Annotated in this window: 18 protein-coding genes; 12 read left to right on the top strand and 6 right to left on the bottom strand. The window is 71.6% G+C overall.

The genetic code is table 11. The features are described 5' to 3' along the window. The first annotated feature begins 174 nt into the window (after positions 1–174). The 7 genes from pdhA (NW895_RS36320) (at position 175) to NW895_RS36350 (ending at position 8,373) form a co-directional block, all read left to right on the top strand. The gene (pdhA, locus tag NW895_RS36320) at positions 175–1,311 is read left to right on the top strand and encodes a pyruvate dehydrogenase (acetyl-transferring) E1 component subunit alpha (RefSeq protein WP_289941147.1); all 1,137 of its coding nucleotides are present in this window, start codon (positions 175–177) and stop codon (positions 1,309–1,311) included. Continuing rightward, entirely contained in the window at positions 1,308–2,312 is a 1,005-nt protein-coding gene (locus NW895_RS36325) for an alpha-ketoacid dehydrogenase subunit beta (RefSeq protein ID WP_289941148.1), read from the top strand. The genes pdhA (NW895_RS36320) and NW895_RS36325 overlap by 4 nt, the downstream gene beginning before the upstream one ends. Continuing rightward, positions 2,312–3,811: a dihydrolipoamide acetyltransferase family protein gene (locus tag NW895_RS36330; protein WP_289941149.1), complete on the top strand. Its 1,500-nt coding sequence runs from the start codon at positions 2,312–2,314 to the stop codon at positions 3,809–3,811. The genes NW895_RS36325 and NW895_RS36330 overlap by 1 nt, the downstream gene beginning before the upstream one ends. A gap of 55 nt (positions 3,812–3,866) precedes the next feature. Continuing rightward, complete coding sequence (locus NW895_RS36335; RefSeq protein WP_289941150.1) at positions 3,867–4,841, top strand: NTP transferase domain-containing protein; 975 nt, start codon at positions 3,867–3,869, stop codon at positions 4,839–4,841. Beyond that, on the top strand, positions 4,838–6,214 hold the full coding sequence (locus NW895_RS36340) for a molybdopterin molybdotransferase MoeA (protein ID WP_289941151.1): 1,377 nt from the start codon (positions 4,838–4,840) through the stop codon (positions 6,212–6,214). Before NW895_RS36335 ends, NW895_RS36340 begins: the two co-directional genes overlap by 4 nt. After that, the gene (locus NW895_RS36345) at positions 6,211–7,308 is read left to right on the top strand and encodes a potassium channel family protein (RefSeq protein ID WP_289941152.1); all 1,098 of its coding nucleotides are present in this window, start codon (positions 6,211–6,213) and stop codon (positions 7,306–7,308) included. The genes NW895_RS36340 and NW895_RS36345 overlap by 4 nt, the downstream gene beginning before the upstream one ends. 84 nt (positions 7,309–7,392) lie before the next feature. Continuing rightward, positions 7,393–8,373 carry an NAD(P)H-quinone oxidoreductase gene (locus tag NW895_RS36350; protein ID WP_289941153.1) on the top strand — a complete coding sequence of 327 codons (981 nt, stop codon included), beginning with the start codon at positions 7,393–7,395 and terminating at the stop codon, positions 8,371–8,373. 30 nt (positions 8,374–8,403) lie between these two features. On the opposite strand, the gene NW895_RS36355 is transcribed toward NW895_RS36350, so the two are convergent. Further along, positions 8,404–8,667, bottom strand: coding sequence for a hypothetical protein (locus NW895_RS36355; protein WP_289941154.1), 264 nt, complete (start codon positions 8,665–8,667; stop codon positions 8,404–8,406). Between the two features lie 85 nt (positions 8,668–8,752). Here NW895_RS36355 and NW895_RS36360 point away from each other — a divergent pair, with 85 nt between their 5' ends. Together NW895_RS36360 and NW895_RS36365 are read left to right on the top strand one after the other, a co-directional pair. Continuing rightward, the gene (locus NW895_RS36360) at positions 8,753–9,025 is read left to right on the top strand and encodes a hypothetical protein (RefSeq protein WP_289941155.1); all 273 of its coding nucleotides are present in this window, start codon (positions 8,753–8,755) and stop codon (positions 9,023–9,025) included. Positions 9,026–9,326: 301 nt separating this feature from the next. Continuing rightward, positions 9,327–9,863: a bacterial proteasome activator family protein gene (locus NW895_RS36365; protein ID WP_289941156.1), complete on the top strand. Its 537-nt coding sequence runs from the start codon at positions 9,327–9,329 to the stop codon at positions 9,861–9,863. A 77-nt stretch (positions 9,864–9,940) separates the two neighbouring features. Here NW895_RS36365 and NW895_RS36370 read toward each other — a convergent pair whose 3' ends face one another. From NW895_RS36370 to NW895_RS36385, 4 genes are all read right to left on the bottom strand, one after another. After that, complete coding sequence (locus tag NW895_RS36370; RefSeq protein WP_289941157.1) at positions 9,941–11,341, bottom strand: dihydrolipoamide acetyltransferase family protein; 1,401 nt, start codon at positions 11,339–11,341, stop codon at positions 9,941–9,943. 10 nt (positions 11,342–11,351) lie between these two features. Further along, the gene (locus tag NW895_RS36375; protein ID WP_289941158.1) at positions 11,352–12,329 is read right to left on the bottom strand and encodes an alpha-ketoacid dehydrogenase subunit beta; all 978 of its coding nucleotides are present in this window, start codon (positions 12,327–12,329) and stop codon (positions 11,352–11,354) included. A 1-nt stretch (position 12,330) separates the two neighbouring features. After that, positions 12,331–13,527 (bottom strand): pyruvate dehydrogenase (acetyl-transferring) E1 component subunit alpha, encoded by a 1,197-nt coding sequence (gene pdhA, locus NW895_RS36380; protein ID WP_289941159.1) that lies wholly within the window; start codon positions 13,525–13,527, stop codon positions 12,331–12,333. Positions 13,528–13,960: 433 nt separating this feature from the next. Further along, positions 13,961–15,538, bottom strand: coding sequence for a protein kinase (locus NW895_RS36385; RefSeq protein WP_289941160.1), 1,578 nt, complete (start codon positions 15,536–15,538; stop codon positions 13,961–13,963). 344 nt (positions 15,539–15,882) lie between these two features. On the opposite strand from NW895_RS36385, the gene NW895_RS36390 reads away from it, so the two are divergent. Continuing rightward, complete coding sequence (locus NW895_RS36390; protein WP_289941161.1) at positions 15,883–17,520, top strand: protein kinase; 1,638 nt, start codon at positions 15,883–15,885, stop codon at positions 17,518–17,520. Between the two features lie 58 nt (positions 17,521–17,578). Here NW895_RS36390 and NW895_RS36395 read toward each other — a convergent pair whose 3' ends face one another. Further along, positions 17,579–18,481 (bottom strand): serine hydrolase, encoded by a 903-nt coding sequence (locus NW895_RS36395; protein WP_289941162.1) that lies wholly within the window; start codon positions 18,479–18,481, stop codon positions 17,579–17,581. Positions 18,482–18,697: 216 nt separating this feature from the next. Here NW895_RS36395 and NW895_RS36400 point away from each other — a divergent pair, with 216 nt between their 5' ends. Further along, positions 18,698–19,348: a GntR family transcriptional regulator gene (locus NW895_RS36400; protein ID WP_289941163.1), complete on the top strand. Its 651-nt coding sequence runs from the start codon at positions 18,698–18,700 to the stop codon at positions 19,346–19,348. Next, the gene (locus tag NW895_RS36405) at positions 19,345–20,640 is read left to right on the top strand and encodes an MFS transporter (protein ID WP_289941164.1); all 1,296 of its coding nucleotides are present in this window, start codon (positions 19,345–19,347) and stop codon (positions 20,638–20,640) included. Before NW895_RS36400 ends, NW895_RS36405 begins: the two co-directional genes overlap by 4 nt. Positions 20,641–20,691: the final 51 nt, after the last annotated feature.

Here is a 20,691-nt window from a genome sequence, read left to right on the forward strand (position 1 = left end):
GCGCCCCTGCCTCCCTACCATGGACGTACTGCGTACATACCAAGCTGTGGAGAACCGTTTGTCCACAGCCTGAGGGTGCCTGTAGCCAAAATGTGCCGACGACCGAACAATCGGTAGGTGAGGCGCATCACACCCGTGGCGCGCCTGAAGCCGCTCCCACGAGGAGGTGCCGTCATGACGGTCATGGAGCAGCGGGGCGCGTACCGGCCAACGCCGCCGCCCGCCTGGCAGCCCCGTACCGACCCCGCGCCGCTGCTGCCCGACGCGGAGCCCTACCGCGTCCTCGGCACGGAGGCAGCCGCGAAGGCGGACCCAGAGCTGCTGCGGACGCTGTACGCCCAGCTGGTCCGGGGCCGCCGCTACAACGCGCAGGCCACCGCGCTCACCAAGCAGGGCCGGCTCGCCGTCTACCCCTCCACCACCGGCCAGGAGGCCTGTGAGGTCGCCGCCGCGCTGGTCCTCGAAGAGCGCGACTGGCTCTTCCCCAGCTACCGCGACACGCTCGCCGTCGTCGCCCGGGGCGTGGACCCGGTCGACGCCCTCACCCTCCTGCGCGGCGACTGGCACACCGGCTACGACCCCTACGAGCACCGGGTCGCCCCTCTGTGCACCCCGCTCGCCACCCAGCTGCCGCACGCCGTGGGCCTCGCGCACGCCGCCCGCCTCAAGGGCGACGACGTGGTGGCGCTGGCGATGGTCGGCGACGGCGGGACCAGCGAGGGCGACTTCCACGAGGCGCTGAACTTCGCCGCCGTCTGGCAGGCCCCGGTGGTCTTCCTGGTCCAGAACAACGGCTTCGCGATCTCCGTACCGCTCGCCAAGCAGACCGCGGCCCCCTCACTGGCCCACAAGGCCGTCGGCTACGGCATGCCGGGACGCCTGGTCGACGGCAACGACGCGGTCGCCGTGCACGAGGTCCTCGGTGACGCCGTACGACACGCGCGCGCGGGAGGCGGCCCCACGCTGGTCGAGGCGGTGACCTACCGGATCGACGCCCACACCAACGCCGATGACGCGACCCGCTACCGCGGGGACGCCGAGGTCGAGACCTGGCGGGAGCACGACCCCATCCTGCTGCTGGAACGGGAGCTGACCGCCCACGGCCTGATCGACGACGACGGCATCCAGGCCGCGCGTCAGGACGCCGAGGTCTTCGCCGCCGCGCTGCGCGAGCGCATGAACCAGGACCCGGCGCTCGACCCCATGGACCTGTTCGCCCATGTGTACGCCGAGCCCACCCCGCAACTGCGCGACCAGCAGGCCCAGTTGCGCGCGGAGCTGGAAGCGGAACAGGAAGGGGCGCACCGATGACCACCGTCGCCCTCAAGCCGGCCACCATGGCGCAGGCCCTCACGCGCGCGCTGCGCGACGCGATGGCCGCCGACCCGAGCGTCCACGTCATGGGCGAGGACGTCGGCACCCTCGGCGGCGTCTTCCGGGTCACCGACGGCCTGGCCAAGGAATTCGGCGAGGACCGCTGCACGGACACGCCGCTGGCCGAGGCCGGCATCCTCGGCACGGCCGTCGGCATGGCGATGTACGGGCTCAGGCCGGTGGTGGAGATGCAGTTCGACGCCTTCGCCTACCCGGCGTTCGAGCAGCTCGTCTCGCACGTCTCCCGCATGCGCAACCGCACCCGCGGCACGATGCCCCTGCCCGTCACCATCCGCGTCCCCTACGGCGGCGGCATCGGTGGCGTCGAGCACCACAGCGACTCCTCCGAGGCGTACTACATGGCGACTCCGGGGCTCCATGTCGTCACGCCCGCGACCGTCGCCGACGCCTACGGGCTGCTGCGCGCCGCGATCGCCTCCGACGACCCGGTGGTCTTCCTGGAGCCCAAGCGCCTGTACTGGTCGAAGGACTCCTGGAACCCCGAGGAGCCGACGCCCGTTGAACCGATAGGCCGCGCGGTGGTGCGGCGCTCAGGGCGGAGCGCCACGCTCATCACGTACGGGCCGTCCGTACCCGTCTGCATGGAGGCGGCCGAGGCGGCCCGGGCCGAGGGCTGGGACCTCGAAGTCGTCGATCTGCGCTCCCTGGTGCCGTTCGACGACGAGACGGTGTGCGCCTCGGTGCGGCGGACGGGACGCGCGGTCGTCGTCCACGAGTCGGGCACCTTCGGGGGCCCGGGCGGGGAGATCGCGGCCCGGGTCACGGAGCGCTGTTTCCACTACCTGGAGGCGCCGGTGCTGCGTGTGGCCGGGTTCGACGTCCCGTATCCGCCGCCGATGCTGGAGCGCCACCACCTGCCCGGCGTGGACCGGATCCTGGACGCCGTGGGGCGCCTGCAGTGGGAGGCCGAGAGCTGATGGCACAGGTGCTGGAGTTCAAGCTCCCCGACCTCGGTGAGGGGCTCACCGAGGCGGAGATCGTGCGCTGGCTGGTGCAGGTCGGTGACGTCGTCGCCGTCGACCAGCCCGTCGTCGAGGTCGAGACGGCCAAGGCGATGGTCGAGGTGCCCTGCCCCTACAGCGGCGTGGTCACGGCCCGCTTCGGCGAGGAGGGCACGGAACTGCCCGTCGGGGCGCCCCTGCTCACGGTGGCGGTGGGCGAGCCGGATCCCGGCAGCGGGACGGCGGACTCGGGCACCGGCCGGACCGAGGGGACGGCCACGGCCGGGGCGCGGGACGCCGGTGCCGCCCGGACCGAGGGCTCGGGCAACGTCCTGGTCGGATACGGCACGTCCCAGGCGCCCGCGCGGCGACGCAGGGTACGACCGGAGCAGCCGGTCTCCGCGGCTTCCGCGGCAGCCGCGGCAGCCGGGCGAGCGGGGGTTCGTGAGACGGTGAACGGGCAGGTCGGCGCCCCGGAGCCGACGGACAGCCCGGTCGTCGCCACCGAGCCGGCGGACCGTCCGGTCACCGCACCCGACCCGGTGGACGGCCCCGTCCCCGTGATCTCGCCCCTGGTCCGCAGGCTGGCCCGGCAGAACGGCCTGGACCTGCGGGAGCTGACGGGCTCCGGCCCCGACGGGCTGATCCTGCGGGCGGACGTGGAGTACGCGCTGCGTGCCGCCGCCGCCCAGGGCGGTACGGCGGCGCCGGCCGAGCCGCACGCGCGCGTGGCACAGGCGCCGCGCACGGCCCCCGCACCACAGGCCCCCGCCGCGGCGACCCCCGGCGGCATCCGTACGCCCCTCAAGGGCGTCCGGGGAGCCGTAGCCGACAAGCTCTCCCGCAGCCGGCGCGAGATACCGGACGCGACCTGCTGGGTGGACGCCGACGCGACCGAGCTCCTGCGGGCCCGGACAGCGATGAACGCCACCGGCGGGCCGAAGATCTCCCTGCTCGCCCTGCTGGCCCGGATCTGCACCGCGGCCCTGGCCCGCTTCCCCGAACTGAACGCCACCGTCGACATGGAGGCCCGGGAGGTGGTCCAGCTCGACCGCGTCCACCTCGGCTTCGCGGCGCAGACCGAGCGGGGGCTCGTCGTACCGGTCGTACGGGACGCGCACACGCGGGACGCCGAGTCGCTGACCGCGGAGTTCGCCCGCCTGACCGAGGCGGCCCGGAGCGGCACGCTGACGCCCGGAGAACTCACCGGCGGGACCTTCACGTTGAACAACTACGGGGTGTTCGGCGTCGACGGCTCCACACCGATCATCAACCACCCCGAGGCGGCCATGCTCGGCGTCGGCCGCATCGTCCCCAAGCCCTGGGTCCACGAGGGTGAGCTGGCGGTGCGGCAGGTCGTCCAGCTGTCGCTCACCTTCGACCACCGGGTGTGCGACGGCGGCACGGCGGGCGGCTTCCTGCGGTACGTGGCGGACTGCGTGGAACAGCCGGCGGTGCTGCTGCGGACGCTGTGACCGCGCCGACTCCCCCGTGTTTCCCCGTGATCGCGAGGTCGCGCATACTCAGGGGGTGACCGCGTACGAGCCTCCAGGCAACCCCGGCGCCGGCGGCGACACCGCGCCGGGTGCGGCCACCGGCGCGTACGACGCCGTCGTCCTCGCCGGTGGTGCCGCCCGGCGGCTCGGTGGCACGGACAAGCCCGGTGTGCGCGTCGGCGGACGCCCGCTGCTCGACCGGGTCCTGGCCGCATGCGCCGGCTCCAGGACCACCGTCGTCGTAGCCGATCCCCGGCCGACCGCGCGGCCCGTGACCTGGGCGCGCGAGGACCCGCCGGGTGGCGGACCGCTCGCCGCGCTCGACGCGGGGGTACGGCACTCCACCGCCGACGAGGTCGTGGTGCTCTCCGCCGACCTGCCGTTCCTCGACGGGCGAACCGTCGGGCGCCTGCTGGCGGCGCTGCGGGAGGGAACGGCCGACGGCGTGGTCCTGACCGACTCGGAAGGGCGGGACCAACCGCTCGTGGCGGCGTACCGCACACAGCCTCTGCGCCGGCTGCTCGCGCTCCTCGGCGCCGAGCACGGCCGTCTCACGGGGCTTCCCCTGCGGCGGCTGACCGCCCACCTCGAACTCGTCCGTCTCCGGGACCCCGTCGCGTCCTTCGACTGCGACACCTGGGACGACATCGCCACGGCACGAGCACGGATCAGGGAGCATGGGCACGTGTTGGATGAATGGATCTCCGCAGTCAAGGACGAGCTCGGCATCGACCTCGACGTCGACACGGGCGTCCTGCTCGACCTGGCCCGTGACGCCGCCCACGGCGTGGCCAGGCCCGCGGCACCGCTGACCACCTTCCTCGTCGGTTACGCGGCCGCCCGGGCCGGAGGCAGCCCCGAAGACGTCACCGAGGCCGCCCGCAAGGCCGCGGCCCTCGCCGTCCGCTGGGCCGAGGAGGACACCGCAGCCGCCGACGCCGAGCCCGCCGACGCCAAGCCCGACGTGGCTCCCGACGCCACGCCCGACACCCGCCCGGACGCCGGATGACCCCCCACGGCACGCGCGCCGACGAGGACGCCGAGGACTTCGACGTCGAGGAGGTGCTCGCTCTCGTGAAGGACGACCACGATCACACCCCCGGTGACCACGCGGCCGGACCCACCGCACAAGGCGGCCGGCACGACGCTTCCCCTCGCCCGGACACCCGTCACCAGGCCACCCCCTGGCCCGAGGCCCGCGAGACCGCCGCCCGAGCCGCCCGTACCGCCACCCGGAGCGCCCGCCGCACCCCGGTGTCCGTACCCCTCGACGCCGCCCTCGGCCTCACCCTGGCCGCGCCCCTGACCGCCCTCACCGACCTGCCCTCCTTCGACACCTCCGCGATGGACGGCTGGGCGGTCGCCGGCCCCGGCCCCTGGGACGTACGCGAGGAAGGTGTCCTGGCCGGGCACATGGCGTACGAGCCGCTCACCGACGGCGAGGCCGTCCGTATCGCCACCGGCGCCCGCATCCCTCCGGACACCACCGCCGTGCTCCGCACCGAGCACGGCCGCACCGACGACAAGCACCGGCTGCACGCCACGTGCGAGGTGGTCCCCGGCCAGGACATCCGGCCCCGCGCCCAGGAGTGCCGCAGCGGTGACCAGCTGCTGTCCGTCGGCACTCTCGTGACACCGGCCGTGCTCGGACTCGCCGCGGCCGCCGGATACGACACCCTCACCGCCGTCCCCCGCCCCCGCGCCGAGATCCTCGTCCTCGGTGACGAACTGCTCACCGAAGGCCTGCCGCACGACGGGCTGATCCGGGACGCCCTCGGCCCGATGCTGCCGTCCTGGCTGCGGGCGCTCGGCGCCGAGGTCACCGCCGTCCGCCGGCTCGGCGACGACGCCGAGGCGCTGCACCAGGCGCTCACGACCTCCGACGCGGACGTCATCGTCACCACCGGCGGCACCGCCGCCGGCCCTGTCGACCATGTCCACCCCACGCTGCGCCGCATCGGCGCGGACATCCTCGTCGACGGTGTCAAGGTGCGCCCCGGCCACCCCATGCTGCTGGCACGCACCAGGGAGAACCAGCACCTCGTCGGGCTGCCCGGCAACCCCCTCGCCGCCGTCTCCGGCCTGGTCACGCTGGCCGAGCCCCTGCTGAGGACCCTTGCCGCGCGTCCGGCGCCTGAGCCGTACACGCTGCCCCTGCAGGACGCGGCGCACGGGCACCCGTACGACACCCGGCTCATCCCCGTCGTTCTGCGTGGCGACCGTGCCGTGCCGCTGCACTACAACGGCCCGGCCATGCTGCGTGGCATCGCGGTGGCCGACGCCCTGGCCGTCGTACCGCCGGGTGGCGCACGACCCGGTCAGGAGGCGGAACTGCTCGACCTGCCGTGGGCGACCGGCGGGATCGGGGTGTGTTTCACGTGAAACTTCCCGGGCAGGACGCGATCGCCCGCCAGGCGGACGAACATCTCGTGACCCATCGGGTGAAGCTCCCGAGGAAAACCGTGGAGCGGCCGATACGGCAGGTCGCCAAACGGGTCGTCATGGCCCTGCTGGTGCTCGTCGCCACGGCGTTGATCGTCTACGCCGACCACGACGGCTACAACGACAACTCCGACGGTTCCGTCGACTTCCTCGACGCCTGGTACTACGCGACCGTCTCCCTCTCCACCACCGGATATGGCGACATCACGCCCGTCAGTGACGCTGCCCGGCTGACCAACATTTTCGTGATCACGCCCCTGCGCGTGCTGTTTCTGATCATCCTCGTCGGCACCACGCTTGAGGTCCTCACCGAGCGCACCCGGGAGGAATGGCGTCTGAACCGCTGGAGGTCCACGTTGCGCGATCACACCGTCGTCATCGGCTTCGGTACCAAGGGCCGCTCGGCGATCCAGACCGTCTGCGCGCAGGGGCTGAAGAAGGAACAGGTCGTCGTGGTCGACCCCAGCGGGAAGGTGATCGACGCGGCGACGGCCGACGGTTATGCGGGCGTGGTCGGTGACGCGACGCGCAGCGACGTCCTGAAGCGGGCCGAGGTGCACAAGGCGCGGCAGATCATCATCTCGACCCAGCGGGACGACACGGCCGTCCTGGTGGCGCTGACGGCCCGGCAGCTCAACCGCGGGGCGAAGATCGTGGCCGCGGTGCGCGAGGAGGAGAACGCTCCGCTGCTGAAGCAGTCCGGCGCCGATGCCGTCATCACCAGCGCCAGTGCCGCGGGCCGCCTGCTCGGGCTCTCCGTGCTCAGCCCGTCCGCCGGCATGGTCATGGAGGACCTCATCCACCAGGGCAGCGGCCTCGACCTCGTCGAACGGCCGGTCATAAAGTCCGAGGTGGGCAAGAGCCCACGGGAGACGGAGGACCTGGTGGTGAGCGTGATCCGGGGGCACCGGGTGCTCGGATACGACGATCCGGCCGTCGGCAGGCTGGAGTTGACGGACCGTCTGATCACGATCGTACGGGCGACGCCGGGTACGCAGGTCGCGCCGGACGCCCGCCCGCTGCCGCTCGACTGACGGGGCCGCCGGTCCTGGGCGTGCCGTGGAACGGGGCAGGGCCGCGAAGGGCCGGGCCGGGCGTCGAGGAGTAGCGTCCCCCTCATGCATGCGATCACGATTCCCGAACCTGGTGGTCCTGAGGCGCTGGTCTGGGACGAGGTCCCCGATCCGGTGCCCGGCGAGGGCGGGGTCCTGGTCGAGGTGGTGGCCAGCGCCGTCAACCGCGCCGACATCCTGCAGCGGCAGGGCTTCTACGACCCCCCGCCCGGCGCGTCCCCGTACCCCGGCCTGGAGTGCTCCGGGCGGATCGCCGACATCGGGCCCGGCGTGGCCGGCTGGGCCGTCGGTGACGAGGTGTGCGCGCTGCTCGCGGGTGGCGGGTACGCCGAGAAGGCCGTCGTCCCGGCCGGACAGCTGCTGCCGGTCCCCCAGAACGTCGATCTCGCGAAGGCCGCGGCTCTGCCCGAGGTGGCCTGCACGGTCTGGTCGAACGTCTTCATGATCGCCCATCTCCGCCCGGGCGAGACCCTCCTCGTGCACGGCGGCTCCAGCGGCATCGGCACCATGGCGATCCAGCTCGCCAAGGCCGTCGGAGCGAAGGTCGCCGTCACGGCGGGCAGCAAGGAGAAGCTGGACCACTGCGCCGGGCTGGGCGCCGACATCCTGATCAACTACCGGGAGCAGGATTTCGTCACCGAGGTCAGGAAGGCCACGGACGGCGCGGGCGCCGACGTCATCCTCGACATCATGGGTGCCAAGTACCTGGACTCCAACGTCCGGGCCCTCGCCGTCAACGGCCGGCTGGCGATCATCGGTATGCAGGGCGGCGTCAAGGGCGAGCTCAACATCGGCGCCCTCCTCGGCAAGCGGGCCGCCATCACCGCGACCTCGCTGCGGGCCCGCCCCCTTGAGGAGAAGGCGTCCATCGTCGCGGCCGTGCGGGAACACGTCTGGCCGCTGCTCGCCGCCGGCCACGTACGGCCGGTCGTCGATCGCGAGTTCCCGATGCCGGACGCTGCCGCCGCCCATCGGGTGGTGGAGGAGAGCGGGCATGTGGGGAAGGTGGTGCTCGTCGCGCCGTAGGCCGGTCCGGGGCCGCCGAGGCGGGCGGCCTCACGCCCTGCGCAGGCGGAGGGCGACGAACGCCAGGCCCAGGCCGAGGCCGATGAGGACCAGGCCGCTGCCGAGCGGCAGGATGTGCAGCACGGGCTCGGTCCTCCGCTCGGCGCGCGAGACGGTCCCCGGGTCGTGCCGCAGCGGGGGCGCGGAGGGTACGAGCCCGGCCTCGTCGGGCGACGCGGAGCCGTCTGGGTCGTCCGGGAAGAGCCCGTCACCGTCGGCCTCCGGATGCCCGGCGTCCTCCTCCGCCTCCGGCATCACCAGCCGCCCCGGTCGTTCCCGCCCCTCACCCGCTCTGCTCCCCGCCCGGGACGGCTCGGTGGCGTGGGGGGAAGGGGACGCTTTGGCGACACGCCCGAGCGCCGCGCTGCTGGCCGAACCGGAAGCCATGCCGCCGGCGGCGAAGACGGGGACGGAGGCCGAAGCGGAGGCGGCATCCGGAACCAGCGGAACAGGCGGGGCCGGAGCCGGCACCAGGGACACGGGTGAAGGCGGCGCCGACCGCGAGGCGACGGCACTGGGCGACGGGGCCTCGGGCCCGTACGGCGACAGTGCTCCGTACGGCGACAGCGCTCCCATCCCCGACACCGCTCCGTGCCCCGACACCGCTCCGTGAGCCGACGCACGGTGCACCGGACCGGCACCGTACGCCCCCGGCACACCCCCGCACAGCGTCACCCCGACCCCCGCCACCACCAGTCCCGCCTTCCGCAGTGCCCGCAGCCTTGGAGTCACGCCAGTGACCCCCTCCCGGTAACCAGTCGAACAAGATCAACAGATCAAGCCTCACATTCATCGACGAATCCGGCATGTCTGATTCCATCGAAAGGTCGAAAGGAGGTGACCCCTACACGGTGGATCACGCCCCCCGGGGGGCACCACGGTGATGAGATGTACGGGTGCGAGAGAATGGCGGCATGGAGATGCCGAGGAACGACAGGTCGCCGGACAACCCCCAGATCCTGGTCGTGGGCCAGGACGGGATGGCCATCGGTGGCGGTGGGGACGACGAATCCCGCGAGACCCCGGTGACGGATCAGGTGGAGCAGCCTGCGAAGGTCATGCGGATCGGCAGCATGATCAAGCAGCTCCTTGAGGAGGTGCGCGTGGCGCCTCTGGACGAGGCCAGCCGGGCCCGGCTCAAGGAGATCCACGCCAGCTCGGTGAAGGAGCTGGAGGACGGTCTGGCGCCGGAGCTCGTCGAGGAGCTGGAGCGGCTCTCCCTGCCGTTCACGGACGACGCGACCCCCACCGACGCCGAACTGCGTATCGCGCAGGCCCAGCTGGTCGGCTGGCTGGAGGGCCTCTTCCACGGCATCCAGACCACCCTTTTCGCCCAGCAGATGGCCGCGCGCGCCCAGCTGGAGCAGATGCGCCGCGCGCTGCCGCCGGGCATCGGCCATGACGGCGACGACCCGCGCGCGGGCGGCCGCTCGGGCGGGCCGTACCTGTAGGACGTACCGCGATCCCAGGGGGACCGCGAACAGCGGAAGGGGCCCGGCACAGGGTGTGCCGGGCCCCCTCGCTCACGTCACGCCCAGGTGATCAGCCGCTTCGGCTGCTCCAGGATCGCCGCCACGTCGGCCAGGACCTTGGAGCCGAGCTCGCCGTCGACCAGGCGGTGGTCGAAGGAGAGCGCCAGTGTCGTGACCTGGCGCGGCTTGACCTTGCCCTTGTGGACCCACGGCTGGAGCTTGATCGCACCCACCGCGAGGATCGCGGACTCGCCGGGGTTGAGGATCGGGGTGCCGGTGTCGACGCCGAAGACGCCGACGTTGGTGATGGTGACCGTGCCGCCCTGCATCGCCCCGGGGGAGGTCTTGCCCTCCCGTGCCGTGGCCACCAGATCGCCCAGTGACTCCGCGAGCTGCGGCAGCGTCTTGGCGTGCGCGTCCTTGATGTTCGGGACGATCAGGCCGCGGGGGGTCGCGGCGGCGATGCCCAGGTTGACGTAGTGCTTGACCACGATCTCCTGTGCCGCCTCGTCCCAGGACGCGTTGATGTCCGGGTTGCGCCTGATCGCCACCAGCAGCGCCTTGGCGATCAGCAGCAGCGGGTTCACACGCAGGCCCGCGAACTCCGGGTCCTGCTTCAGCTCCTCGACCAGCTTCATCGTGCGCGTCACGTCGACCGTCACGAATTCCGTGACATGCGGCGCGGTGAACGCCGAGCCGACCATCGCCGCCGCCGTCGCCTTGCGGACGCCCTTGATGGGGATGCGGGTCTCGCGCGCCGTGTCGTACGCGACGGAGGGCGCCGCCGCAGCGGGCGCTTCCGTCACCGGCTCGGGCGTCTTCGGCGGAGCCGCCGCCGCGTGGACGTCCTCGCGCGTGATGACGCCGTCCGGGCCGGTCGGGGTGACCGTCGCCAGATCGACGCCGAGGTCCTTCGCCAGCTTGCGCACCGGGGGCTTGGCCAGGGGGCGCTGCTCGACCGGAGCGCCGGCGCCGTGGCCGTTCAGCTCTCCCTGGATCGCGCTCGACGCCTCCTGGACCGGGATCTGCGGGCCCTTGCGGGGGCGGCGGCGCGTCGAGGAGGTGGAGACGCCGTAGCCGACGAGCACCGGCTGGCGGCCCTCCGGCTTCGGCTGCTCCTTCTCGGTGGGCTGCTCGGTGGGCTGTTCGGCGGGTTGCTCGGCGGGAGCGGGCGCCTGCGCGGGAGCGGGTGCACCGCCCGACACGTCCACCGCGATGATCGGCGTGCCCACGTCGACCGTGGTGCCTTCGGAGAAGTGCAGTTCGCGGACCACGCCGTCGTACGGGATGGGCAGCTCGACGGCCGCCTTGGCCGTCTCGACCTCGCACACCACCTGACCGTCGGTGACCTTGTCACCGGGCTGGACGTACCACTTGAGGATCTCGGCCTCGGTGAGTCCCTCGCCCACGTCGGGCATCTTGAACTCGCGTACGGACCCTTCAGTCATCGTCGTCACGACCCTCTCCTCAGTACGCCAGCGAGCGGTCGACGGCATCCAGCACCCGGTCGAGGTCCGGCAGGTAGTCCTCCTCCAGGCGGGCCGGCGGGTAGGGGGCGTGGTAGCCGCCGACCCTGAGCACCGGGGCCTCCAGGTGGTAGAAGCACCGTTCCGTGATACGGGCGGCGATCTCCGCGCCCGAGCCGAAGAACACCGGCGCCTCGTGCACCACCACCAGGCGGCGGGTCTTCTCGACCGACGTCTGGATGGAGTCGAAGTCGATCGGGGAGACCGAGCGCAGATCCAGGACCTCCAGGGACCTGCCCTCCTCGGTGGCGGCCTCGGCCACCTCCTGGCAGAGCTTGACCATCGGGCCGTACGCCGCCAGCGTCAGGTCCGTGCCCTCGCGGACCACGCGCGCGCTGTGCAGCGGGCCCGGGATCGCCTCGGTGTTGACCTCGCCCTTGTCCCAGTAGCGCCGCTTGGGCTCGAAGAAGATCACCGGGTCGTCGCTCTGGATGGCCTGCTGCATCATCCAGTAGGCGTCCGAGGCGTTGGACGGGGAGACGATCTTCAGGCCCGCCACGTGCGCGAACAGGGCCTCCGGGGACTCCGAGTGGTGCTCGACCGCGCCGATGCCGCCGCCGTAGGGAATGCGGACGACGACCGGCAGCTTGACCTTGCCCAGGGAGCGGGCGTGCATCTTCGCGAGCTGCGTGACGATCTGGTCGTAGGCCGGGAAGACGAAGCCGTCGAACTGGATCTCCACCACCGGGCGGTAGCCGCGCAGGGCCAGGCCGATCGCCGTGCCGACGATGCCGGACTCGGCGAGGGGGGTGTCGATGACGCGGCTGTCGCCGAAGTCCTTCTGCAGGCCGTCCGTGACGCGGAAGACGCCGCCGAGCTTGCCGACGTCCTCACCCATGACGAGGACCTTGGGGTCCGCCTCCAGGGCGCGGCGCAGCGACTCGTTGATCGCCTTGGCCAGAGCCATCTTCTCGGCCATGTCAGTGACCCCCCTCTGTGTCGGCGAACGACGCCTGATAGGCGGCGAACCGGGCTCGTTCCTCGTCGACGAGCGCGTGTCCGTCCGCGTACACGTTCTCGAAGATGGCGAAGTGGTCCGGGTCGGGCATGGCGCGGACCGCCTCGCGCACTCGTTTGCCCAACGCCTCGCTCTCGTTCTCCAGTTCCGCGAAGAATCCCTCGTCCGCGTGGTTTGAGGCCTCCAGATAGCGGCGAAGGCGCAGGATCGGGTCCTTCGCCTCCCAGGCCAGCCGCTCCTCGTCACCCCGGTACCGGGTCGGGTCGTCGGAGGTGGTGTGCGCGCCCATGCGGTAGGTGAACGCCTCCACGAGGGTCGGGCCCTCGCCGTTGCGGGCCCGCTCCAGGGCCCACTTGGTGACCGCGAGGCAGGCGAGGACGTCGTTGCCGTCGACGCGTACGCCCGGGAAGCCGAAGCCCTGCGCGCGCTGGTACAGCGGGACGCGGGACTGCTTCTCGGTCGGCTCCGAGATCGCCCACTGGTTGTTCTGGCAGAAGAACACCACCGGGGCGTTGTAGACCGCCGAGAAGGTGAACGATTCGGCCACGTCGCCCTGGCTGGAGGCGCCGTCACCGAAGTACGCGATCACCGCGCTGTCGGCGCCGTCCTTGGCCACGCCCATCGCGTAGCCCGTGGCGTGCAGCGTCTGCGAGCCGATGACGATCGTGTACAGGTGGAAGTTGTTGCTGTTCGGGTCCCAGCCGCCGTTGTTCACACCGCGGAACATGCCGAGCAGGTTCGTCGGATCCACCCCGCGGCACCAGGCGACGCCGTGCTCGCGGTAGGTCGGGAAGACGTAGTCGTCGTCGTGCAGGGCCCGGCCGGAGCCGATCTGGGCGGCCTCCTGGCCGAGCAGCGAGGCCCACAGGCCCAGCTCGCCCTGGCGCTGCAGGGAGGTGGCCTCGGCGTCGAAGCGCCGGGTGAGCACCATGTCGCGGTACAGACCGCGCAGCTCGTCCGGGGTGAGGCCGGTGACGTACGGGTCGTACTCGGCGTTCTTGACGCGTTCGCCCTCGGGCGTCAGCAGCTGCACGAGCTCGGGGTCGGTGCCCGGAGACTTCTTGGCGCTCGCGCGGGTGGTGCGCTTGGTGCCGGTGGTGCCGGCCTTGCTTCCGGCGCTGCGTCGCGGCTTGCGCGGGGCAGTGCTCTCCACGGTCACGTGTGCTCCTCCGTCGGTCCGGCTCCCCGGGTTCGCCGGGTGCCAGTGCGGCTCACCTGCGGCCCGGCCGACGCACAGGGTGGGTGCGGCCCGGTCGGGAACAGGCGTACAGGTGCCCCGGCGAGCGCCCTGCACAAGGCACGTTACCCAGTGCGCCACATTCCTGTGAAACCCCTCCTGACCTGCGTTTTTGCTTGGATATCCAAGTAAATCGCGAAAGTCGGGAACAGTTACTGGTCACAGCCTTGCAGGGGGCCGGAACAACGGCACGTTATCCCGGTGACCCAGGTCACGGGAAGAGTTCATTCGGGGTGGGCACGCCCTCACGTAGGGGTACGTAGGGGGCGTAGGGGCCCGATATACGGCACGCGCGCGTGCCGCCCGTTTTCCGGGCCGCACGCGCGCGTGGAGGCTGCTTGCCGGGCGGGGACGGTCAGCCGTCGCCCTCCGCGCCGCCGTTCGAGGCGCCGGCGTCGGTGCCGCCCGTGGGCGGCGACGGCAGCGTGGGCTGCGACTGCGACGGCGTCGGCTCCTGGTCCGTCGGCTCCTCGGTGGTCGGCTCGTCCGTCGGCTCGTAGGACGGCTCCTGCGAGGCGGTCTCCGACGGCGTGTACGAGGGCTCGTACGACGGCGTCCCCCAGTTCGAGCCGGTGCCGGCGCCGGTGCCGTCGTCCGTGGCCGTGTCGCTCGGCGTCTCGGGGGCCGTGTCGCTCGGCGTCTCGCTGGGCTTGTCGGTCTCCTTGGACTGCGAGGCGGTCGGGGACTTCGTGGGGCTGGGGTTCTTGTCGCCGGAGCCGGTGTTCTGCAGCGCCAGCGCGACACCCGCCACGACGGCGATCACCGCGAGCACGGCGAGGATCCACAGCTTGCCGCGGCCGCTGCCCCGGTTGCCGTGCCCCTCGAAGCCGTCGTCGTCGCCGCTGCCGTACCGGTTCGGCAGGATCGGCTGCGGGATCTGCGTGGTGCCGGAGCCGTGGTCCGGGTGCGGCAGCACGGCCGTGCCCGCGAGGCCCGCCGCCGGCGTGTTCCGGCCCTCGTGCGTCGTGACGGGGCCGGTGTTCCAGGTGCCGGTGTGGCCGCCCTGGTCGTACAGCATCTGCAGCGCGTACTGGACCAGCCCGCGCATCTCCTCGGCCGTCTGGAAGCGGTCGTCGGGCTCCTTGGCGAGGGAGCGCATGACGAGGCCGTCCAGCTCCGGCGGCACGGCGTCCGAGACGTCGGACGGGGGCGTGGGGATGTCCTGGACGTGCTGGTAGACCACCGACAGCGGGGTCTCGCCGGTGAACGGCGGCCTGAGCGCGAGGAGTTCGTACAGCAGGCAGCCCGTCGCGTACAGGTCGGAGCGGTGGTCGACGGCCTTGCCGAGCGCCTGCTCCGGGGAGAGGTACTGCGGGGTGCCCATGACCATGCCGGTCTGTGTCATCGTCGTGGAGGCACCGTGCAGGGCGCGGGCGATGCCGAAGTCCATCACCTTCACGGCACCGTTGTTGGTGATGATGACGTTGGCCGGCTTGATGTCGCGGTGCACGATGCCGTGCTGGTGCGAATAGGCCAGTGCCTCCAGGACACCCGAGACGATGATCAGCGCCTGTTCGGGGCCGGGCGCCTCGGCGTTCAGCAGCAGGTCACGGATGGTGCGGCCCTCGACCAGCTCCATGACGATGTACGGCACGGACTGGCCGCCGACGACGTCCTCGCCGGAGTCGTACACGGCGACGATCGCGTGGTGGTTGAGGCCCGCCACCGACTGCGCCTCGCGCGTGAAGCGGGCCTTGGACACCGGGTCCTCGGCGAGGTCGGCGCGCAGCAGTTTGACCGCCACGGTGCGCCCGAGGCGCACGTCCTCGGCGGCGAACACCTCGGCCATGCCGCCCCGCCCGAGTCTGCGGGTCAGCCGGTACCGGCCGTCGCCGACCAGCCCGCCGTTGCCCCAGCTCTCCGGCGCGTCCGACATACCGCCGCCAGTCGCCTCGGGGTCGGACGGGCCCTGAGCGCGCTGCTGCTGTGCCATCAGTCCTCGCCGTCGTTTCTGCCCGCGGTGCGCGCGGTGTTGTTACGGTCTCCGTCGGCCACGCTACAGCCTCCGCGCAAGCCTCCGGTCCGCGATGGGTGTGGGAACCGGCACGAGACGGACCGGTCATGAAACCGTGGGGTACCGGTGTCGTGCAAATTCTGTGTACCGGCCGTAGGGACCCTGTAACGCTTCCGCGACGCTTCTTTCGCGTACGGTCACGGAACGGGCACCGCGCTTGACGTGTCAGTGCCCTGGGGCAGACTTGGCCGGAATAGGGCATTGGATCAACGACGGATCAACGAAGGTCGGCGGCGCCCTGAGGGCTACGGGGGAAACAGAAGATGAGCCAGGACGGCGCACAGGGCCGGTTCGCGGGGCGGGCGCTGGCCGGCGGCCGGTATCAGCTGCGTGATCTGCTCGGCCAGGGCGGCATGGCCTCGGTGCACCTCGCCTACGACTCCGTGCTCGACCGGCAAGTCGCGATCAAGACACTCCACACCGAGCTGGGCCGGGAGCAGGCCTTCCGTGAGCGCTTCCGCCGCGAGGCCCAGGCCGTGGCGAAGCTCACGCACACCAACATCGTCTCGGTCTTCGACACCGGCGAGGACGATCTGGACGGGATGACGACCCCGTACATCGTCATGGAGTACGTCGAGGGCCGTCCGCTCGGTTCGGTGCTCGACGAGGACGTGCGGCAGTACGGTGCGATGCCCGCCGACAAGGCCCTGAAGATCACCGGGGATGTGCTAGCCGCGCTGGAGATCAGCCATGAGAAGGGCCTGGTGCACCGGGACATCAAGCCGGGCAACGTGATGATGACCAAGCGCGGCGTGGTCAAGGTCATGGACTTCGGCATCGCGCGCGCCATGCAGTCCGGTGTGACGTCGATGACACAGACCGGCATGGTCGTCGGCACCCCGCAGTACCTCTCCCCGGAGCAGGCGCTCGGCCGGGGCGTCGACGCCCGCTCCGACCTGTACTCGGTCGGCATCATGCTGTTCCAGCTGGTCACCGGCCGGCTGCCGTTCGACGCGGACTCCCCGCTGGCCATCGCGTACGCGCACGTGCAGGAGGACCCGGTCGCGCCCTCCTCCATCAACCGTTCCCTTCCGCCCGCCGTGGACGCGCTGGTGGCCCGGGCGCTGAAGAAGAACCCCAACGAGCGTTTCCCGAGCGCGGAGGCCATGCGGGACGAGTGCCTGCGTGTGGCGTCGTCCTTCCGGGCGGCCCCGCCGAGCATCGTCGCCGGTGCGCAGACACCGAGCGGCGCGGGCGTCGGCTCCGCGGTGTTCCCGCCGGTCGACCAGGCCACGCCGGCGCCCGCGGGCAACGTCCAGACGCCGTACCAGCCGGCCCCGAACCCGTACGGCACCCCGGCGCCTTCGGCGCCCTCCCCGGCGTACGGCTATCCGCAGCAGCCGGGTTTCCAGACGCCGGCCCCGTCGCCGTACGCGCCGCAGCAGGGCGCGTCGACACCCCCGCCGTACACCATCACGCCTCCGTCCGCCGCCCCGTCCTCGCCGGGCGGCGGCAAGAGCAACAAGCCGGTGATCATCGGCTCGGTGGTCGTCTCCCTCGTGGCGGTCGGGGGCCTGATCGCGGCGCTGCTGATGAACTCCGGTGGCAGCACGGAGGAAGCGGGCGGCGACAACAGCGCGAGCGCGTCCGCGTCGACCCGTGCCGCGGGTTACCGAGGGCCGGACACGTCGAAGACGATCGAGACGACCGAGTGCACCGAGCCGGAGGAGTCGTACAACGACCCGGAGAAGATCCGGGTGCCGGACTTCCGGTACAAGTACATCAAGTCGGTCAAGTCGTGTTTCCAGGCCGCGGGCTGGTCCATGGAAACCAAGGACGTCGATGAGAACACGTACGGCGAAGGAGCGGTCCTCGACCAGTTCCCGTCCGCCGGTACGGATGTCGATCCCAAGGAGATGCCCACGATCGAGCTGAGCGTCTCGACCGGCAACCCCTCCTGAGAAGAGGGCAGCAGAAAGCCGGGGTACCCCCTTTCGGGAGTCCCCGGCTTCTTCGGTGTCAGCCCAGCTTCGCGAAGCCGTAGTTCAGCAGCTTCTTCGCGTCCGCCGCACGGGTGGGGGCGTCGGTGGAGGCGAGGACCGTGCCGTAGACGGTCTTGCCGTTGCGCGTGGCGGCGAAGACCAGGCAGAACTTGGACTCCGGGCCGGAGCCGGTCTTCACACCGATCGCGCCGGTGTAGGTGCCGAGCAGCGGGTTGGTGTTCTCCCACGTCGTCGACCGGGTGCCACCGGTCTTGGTGATCGTCTTGGCCGTGTACTTCTTGGTCTTGACGACCGTGCGGAGCGTGGAGCTCTTCATCGCGTTGCTGGCGAGCTTCGTCAGGTCGCGCGGCGTGGAGTAGTTGGCGCCGTTGCCGAGGCCGTCGAACGAGTCGAAGTGCGTGTTCGTCAGGCCCAGGTTCCGCGCCGTGGTGTTCATCTTGCCGATGAACGACTTCAGGCGGGCCGACCGCGTCGAGCCCGAGCCGAACTTGTCGGCGAGCGCGTACGCGGCGTCGCAGCCGGACGGCAGCATCAGTGCGTACAGCAGCTGGCGGACGGTGACCTTGTCGCCCACGATCAGGCCGGCCGACGAGGGGTAGCCCTTGTTGACGATGTAGTCGCTGACCGCCTTGGGGACGGTGTACTTCGCGTCGAGGTTCAGGTTCGGCTGGGAGAGCACGACCTTGGCGGTCATGATCTTCGTCGTGGAACCGGTGGAGCGCTTGGTGTCCGCGGCCTTGGTGTACAGCGTGTTGCCGTTCGCGTTGTTCATCACGTAGCCGCCCTTGGCGGCGATCGTGGGCGCGGTGACGGCCTGCGCGGGCGCCGCGAAGAGAGCACCGGACGCGAGCACGGCGCCGGTGGTCACGGCGGCGGCGGTGGCTCTGCGGATACGGATGCCCTGAATTCCGGTTTTCAAGTGAGGTACCCCGATTACGTTGAATACGCCTGGTGTGCGGCCTGGTTGAGGCCCGGCGGTGCGAAGGCGAGCTAGGCCGCACATGTGTGACACGTAACTAGCACAGAAGGTTGTGCGGTTGCCGAGGCGGGGTGCCGTCTTCTGTCCAAGGGCCCGGGCCGGTCCGGATGCTGGACGGATGCATCCACGCGTACGTGTTGTATCTATCCTGTCGGCATGTCCCTGGCCGTGAAGCAACCTCCCGCCGCCGACCGCGTCTACACCCACGTCAAGCAGGGTGTCCTCGACCGCCGTTACGAGGGCGGCACGCTCCTCACCGAGGGCGAGCTCGCCGAGGCCGTGGGGGTCTCGCGCACGCCGGTGCGCGAGGCGCTGCTGCGCCTGGAGGTCGAGGGGCTGATCAAGCTCTACCCGAAGAAGGGCGCGCTGGTACTGCCCGTCTCCGCGCAGGAGATCGCGGACGTCGTGGAGACACGGCTGCTGGTCGAGGAGCACGCGGCGCGCAAGGCCGTACCCGCCCCGCCCGGACTCATCGAGCGCCTGGAGGAACTCCTCGCCCGGCAGAAGGAGGAGGCCGCCGCCGGTGACCTCGCCGCGGCCGCCGTCACCGACCGCTGCTTCCACGCGGAGATCGTCCGCAGCGGGGGCAACGAGATCCTGTCCAGGCTGTACGACCAGTTGCGGGACCGTCAGCTGCGCATGGGCGTCGCCGTCATGCACTCCCACCCCGACCGGATCGCCAAGACCCTCGCCGAGCACGAGGAGATCCTCGACGCGCTGCGCTCCGGCGACGCGGAGGCGGCCGTCGGCGTCGTGCACCGGCATGTCGGCTGGTTCTCGCACCTGGCGCGGGGGGAGGTCCGATGAGCAACGCCACGTCGCCGGGGGATCCGCCGGGCGGCCGGCGGGCCGTCACCGTCTGGGGCATAGGCGTCTCGGTCTACTTCGTCGCCGTCATCTTCCGTACGTCGCTGGGAGTGGCCGGCCTCGACGCCGCGGACCGCTTCCATGTGGGCGCCTCCGCCCTGTCCACGTTCTCGATCCTCCAGCTGCTGGTCTACGCGGGCATGCAGATACCCGTCGGCCTGCTGGTCGACCGGCTCGGCACCAAGAGGGTGCTGACCCTCGGGGTCGTGCTGTTCACGGCGGGGCAGCTGGGGTTCGCCTTCTCTCCCTCGTACGGCATGGCGCTCGCGTCCCGGGCGCTGCTCGGGTGCGGGGACGCGATGACCTTCATCAGCGTGCTGCGACTGGGCACACGGTGGTTCCCGGCGCGGCGCGGGCCGATGATCGCGCAGCTGGCGGGGCTGGCCGGCATGGCGGGGAACCTGGTCTCCACGCTGGTGATCGCCCGGCTGCTGCACGGGGTGGGCTGGACGGCGGCGTTCGCGGGCAGCGCGCTCGCGGGGGTCGTGGTGCTGGTTCTGCTGCTGCTGTTCCTGAAGGACCACCCCGAGGGGTACGAGCCGGAGCCCTTCCCGCACCAGGGGGCGGCGTACGTACGGCGGCAGATCGCCGCGGCCTGGCGGGAGCCGGGGACGCGGCTCGGGCTGTGGGTGCACTTCACGACCCAGTTCCCGGCGATGGTGTTCCTGCTGCTGTGGGGGCTGCCGTTCCTGGTCGAGGCGCAGGGACTCACCCGGGCCACGGCCGGGGAGCTGCTCACCCTCGTCGTGCTGTCGAACATGGCGGTCGGGCTGGTGTACGGGCAGATCGTCGCCCGGCACCACGGGGCGCGGTTGCCGCTGGCGCTGGGGACGGTGGGTTCGACGGCTCTGCTGTGGGCGGTGACGCTGGCGTACCCGGGGGGCCGGGCGCCGATGTGGCTGCTGGTCGTGCTGTGCGTGGTGCTGGGGGCGTGCGGGCCGGCCTCGATGATCGGCTTCGACTTCGCCCGGCCGGCCAATCCGCCGGAGCGGCAGGGGACGGCGTCGGGGATCACGAACATGGGTGGCTTCGTCGCCTCCATGACGACGCTGTTCGCGGTCGGGGTGCTGTTGGACGCGACCGGGGACGACTACACGGTCGCCTTCTCGGCGGTGTTCGTGCTGCAGGCCCTGGGGGTCGGACAGATTCTGCGACTGCGGAAGCGGGCGGCCCGGCGGGAGCGGGAGCGGCTTGTCGCGAGCCGGGTGGAGACGGTGCACGTGCCTGCGTAGGCGACCGGCGTTGCGGCCGACGTCCCTGGGGGCTGCCGCCCCCAGGCCCCC

It is taken from the genome of Streptomyces sp. S.PNR 29, assembly GCF_030386795.1.
Lineage (GTDB): Bacteria > Actinomycetota > Actinomycetes > Streptomycetales > Streptomycetaceae > Streptomyces.

Coding starts and splice junctions, on each gene's coding strand:
- pdhA (WP_289941147.1), top strand. CDS start 175: ATGACGGTCATGGAGCAGCGGGGCGCGTACCGGCCAACGCCGCCGCCC.
- NW895_RS36325 (WP_289941148.1), top strand. CDS start 1,308: ATGACCACCGTCGCCCTCAAGCCGGCCACCATGGCGCAGGCCCTCACG.
- NW895_RS36330 (WP_289941149.1), top strand. CDS start 2,312: ATGGCACAGGTGCTGGAGTTCAAGCTCCCCGACCTCGGTGAGGGGCTC.
- NW895_RS36340 (WP_289941151.1), top strand. CDS start 4,838: ATGACCCCCCACGGCACGCGCGCCGACGAGGACGCCGAGGACTTCGAC.
- NW895_RS36350 (WP_289941153.1), top strand. CDS start 7,393: ATGCATGCGATCACGATTCCCGAACCTGGTGGTCCTGAGGCGCTGGTC.
- NW895_RS36355 (WP_289941154.1), bottom strand. CDS start 8,667: ATGCCGGAGGCGGAGGAGGACGCCGGGCATCCGGAGGCCGACGGTGAC.
- NW895_RS36365 (WP_289941156.1), top strand. CDS start 9,327: ATGGAGATGCCGAGGAACGACAGGTCGCCGGACAACCCCCAGATCCTG.
- NW895_RS36375 (WP_289941158.1), bottom strand. CDS start 12,329: ATGGCCGAGAAGATGGCTCTGGCCAAGGCGATCAACGAGTCGCTGCGC.
- NW895_RS36385 (WP_289941160.1), bottom strand. CDS start 15,538: ATGGCACAGCAGCAGCGCGCTCAGGGCCCGTCCGACCCCGAGGCGACT.
- NW895_RS36390 (WP_289941161.1), top strand. CDS start 15,883: ATGAGCCAGGACGGCGCACAGGGCCGGTTCGCGGGGCGGGCGCTGGCC.
- NW895_RS36400 (WP_289941163.1), top strand. CDS start 18,698: ATGTCCCTGGCCGTGAAGCAACCTCCCGCCGCCGACCGCGTCTACACC.
- NW895_RS36405 (WP_289941164.1), top strand. CDS start 19,345: ATGAGCAACGCCACGTCGCCGGGGGATCCGCCGGGCGGCCGGCGGGCC.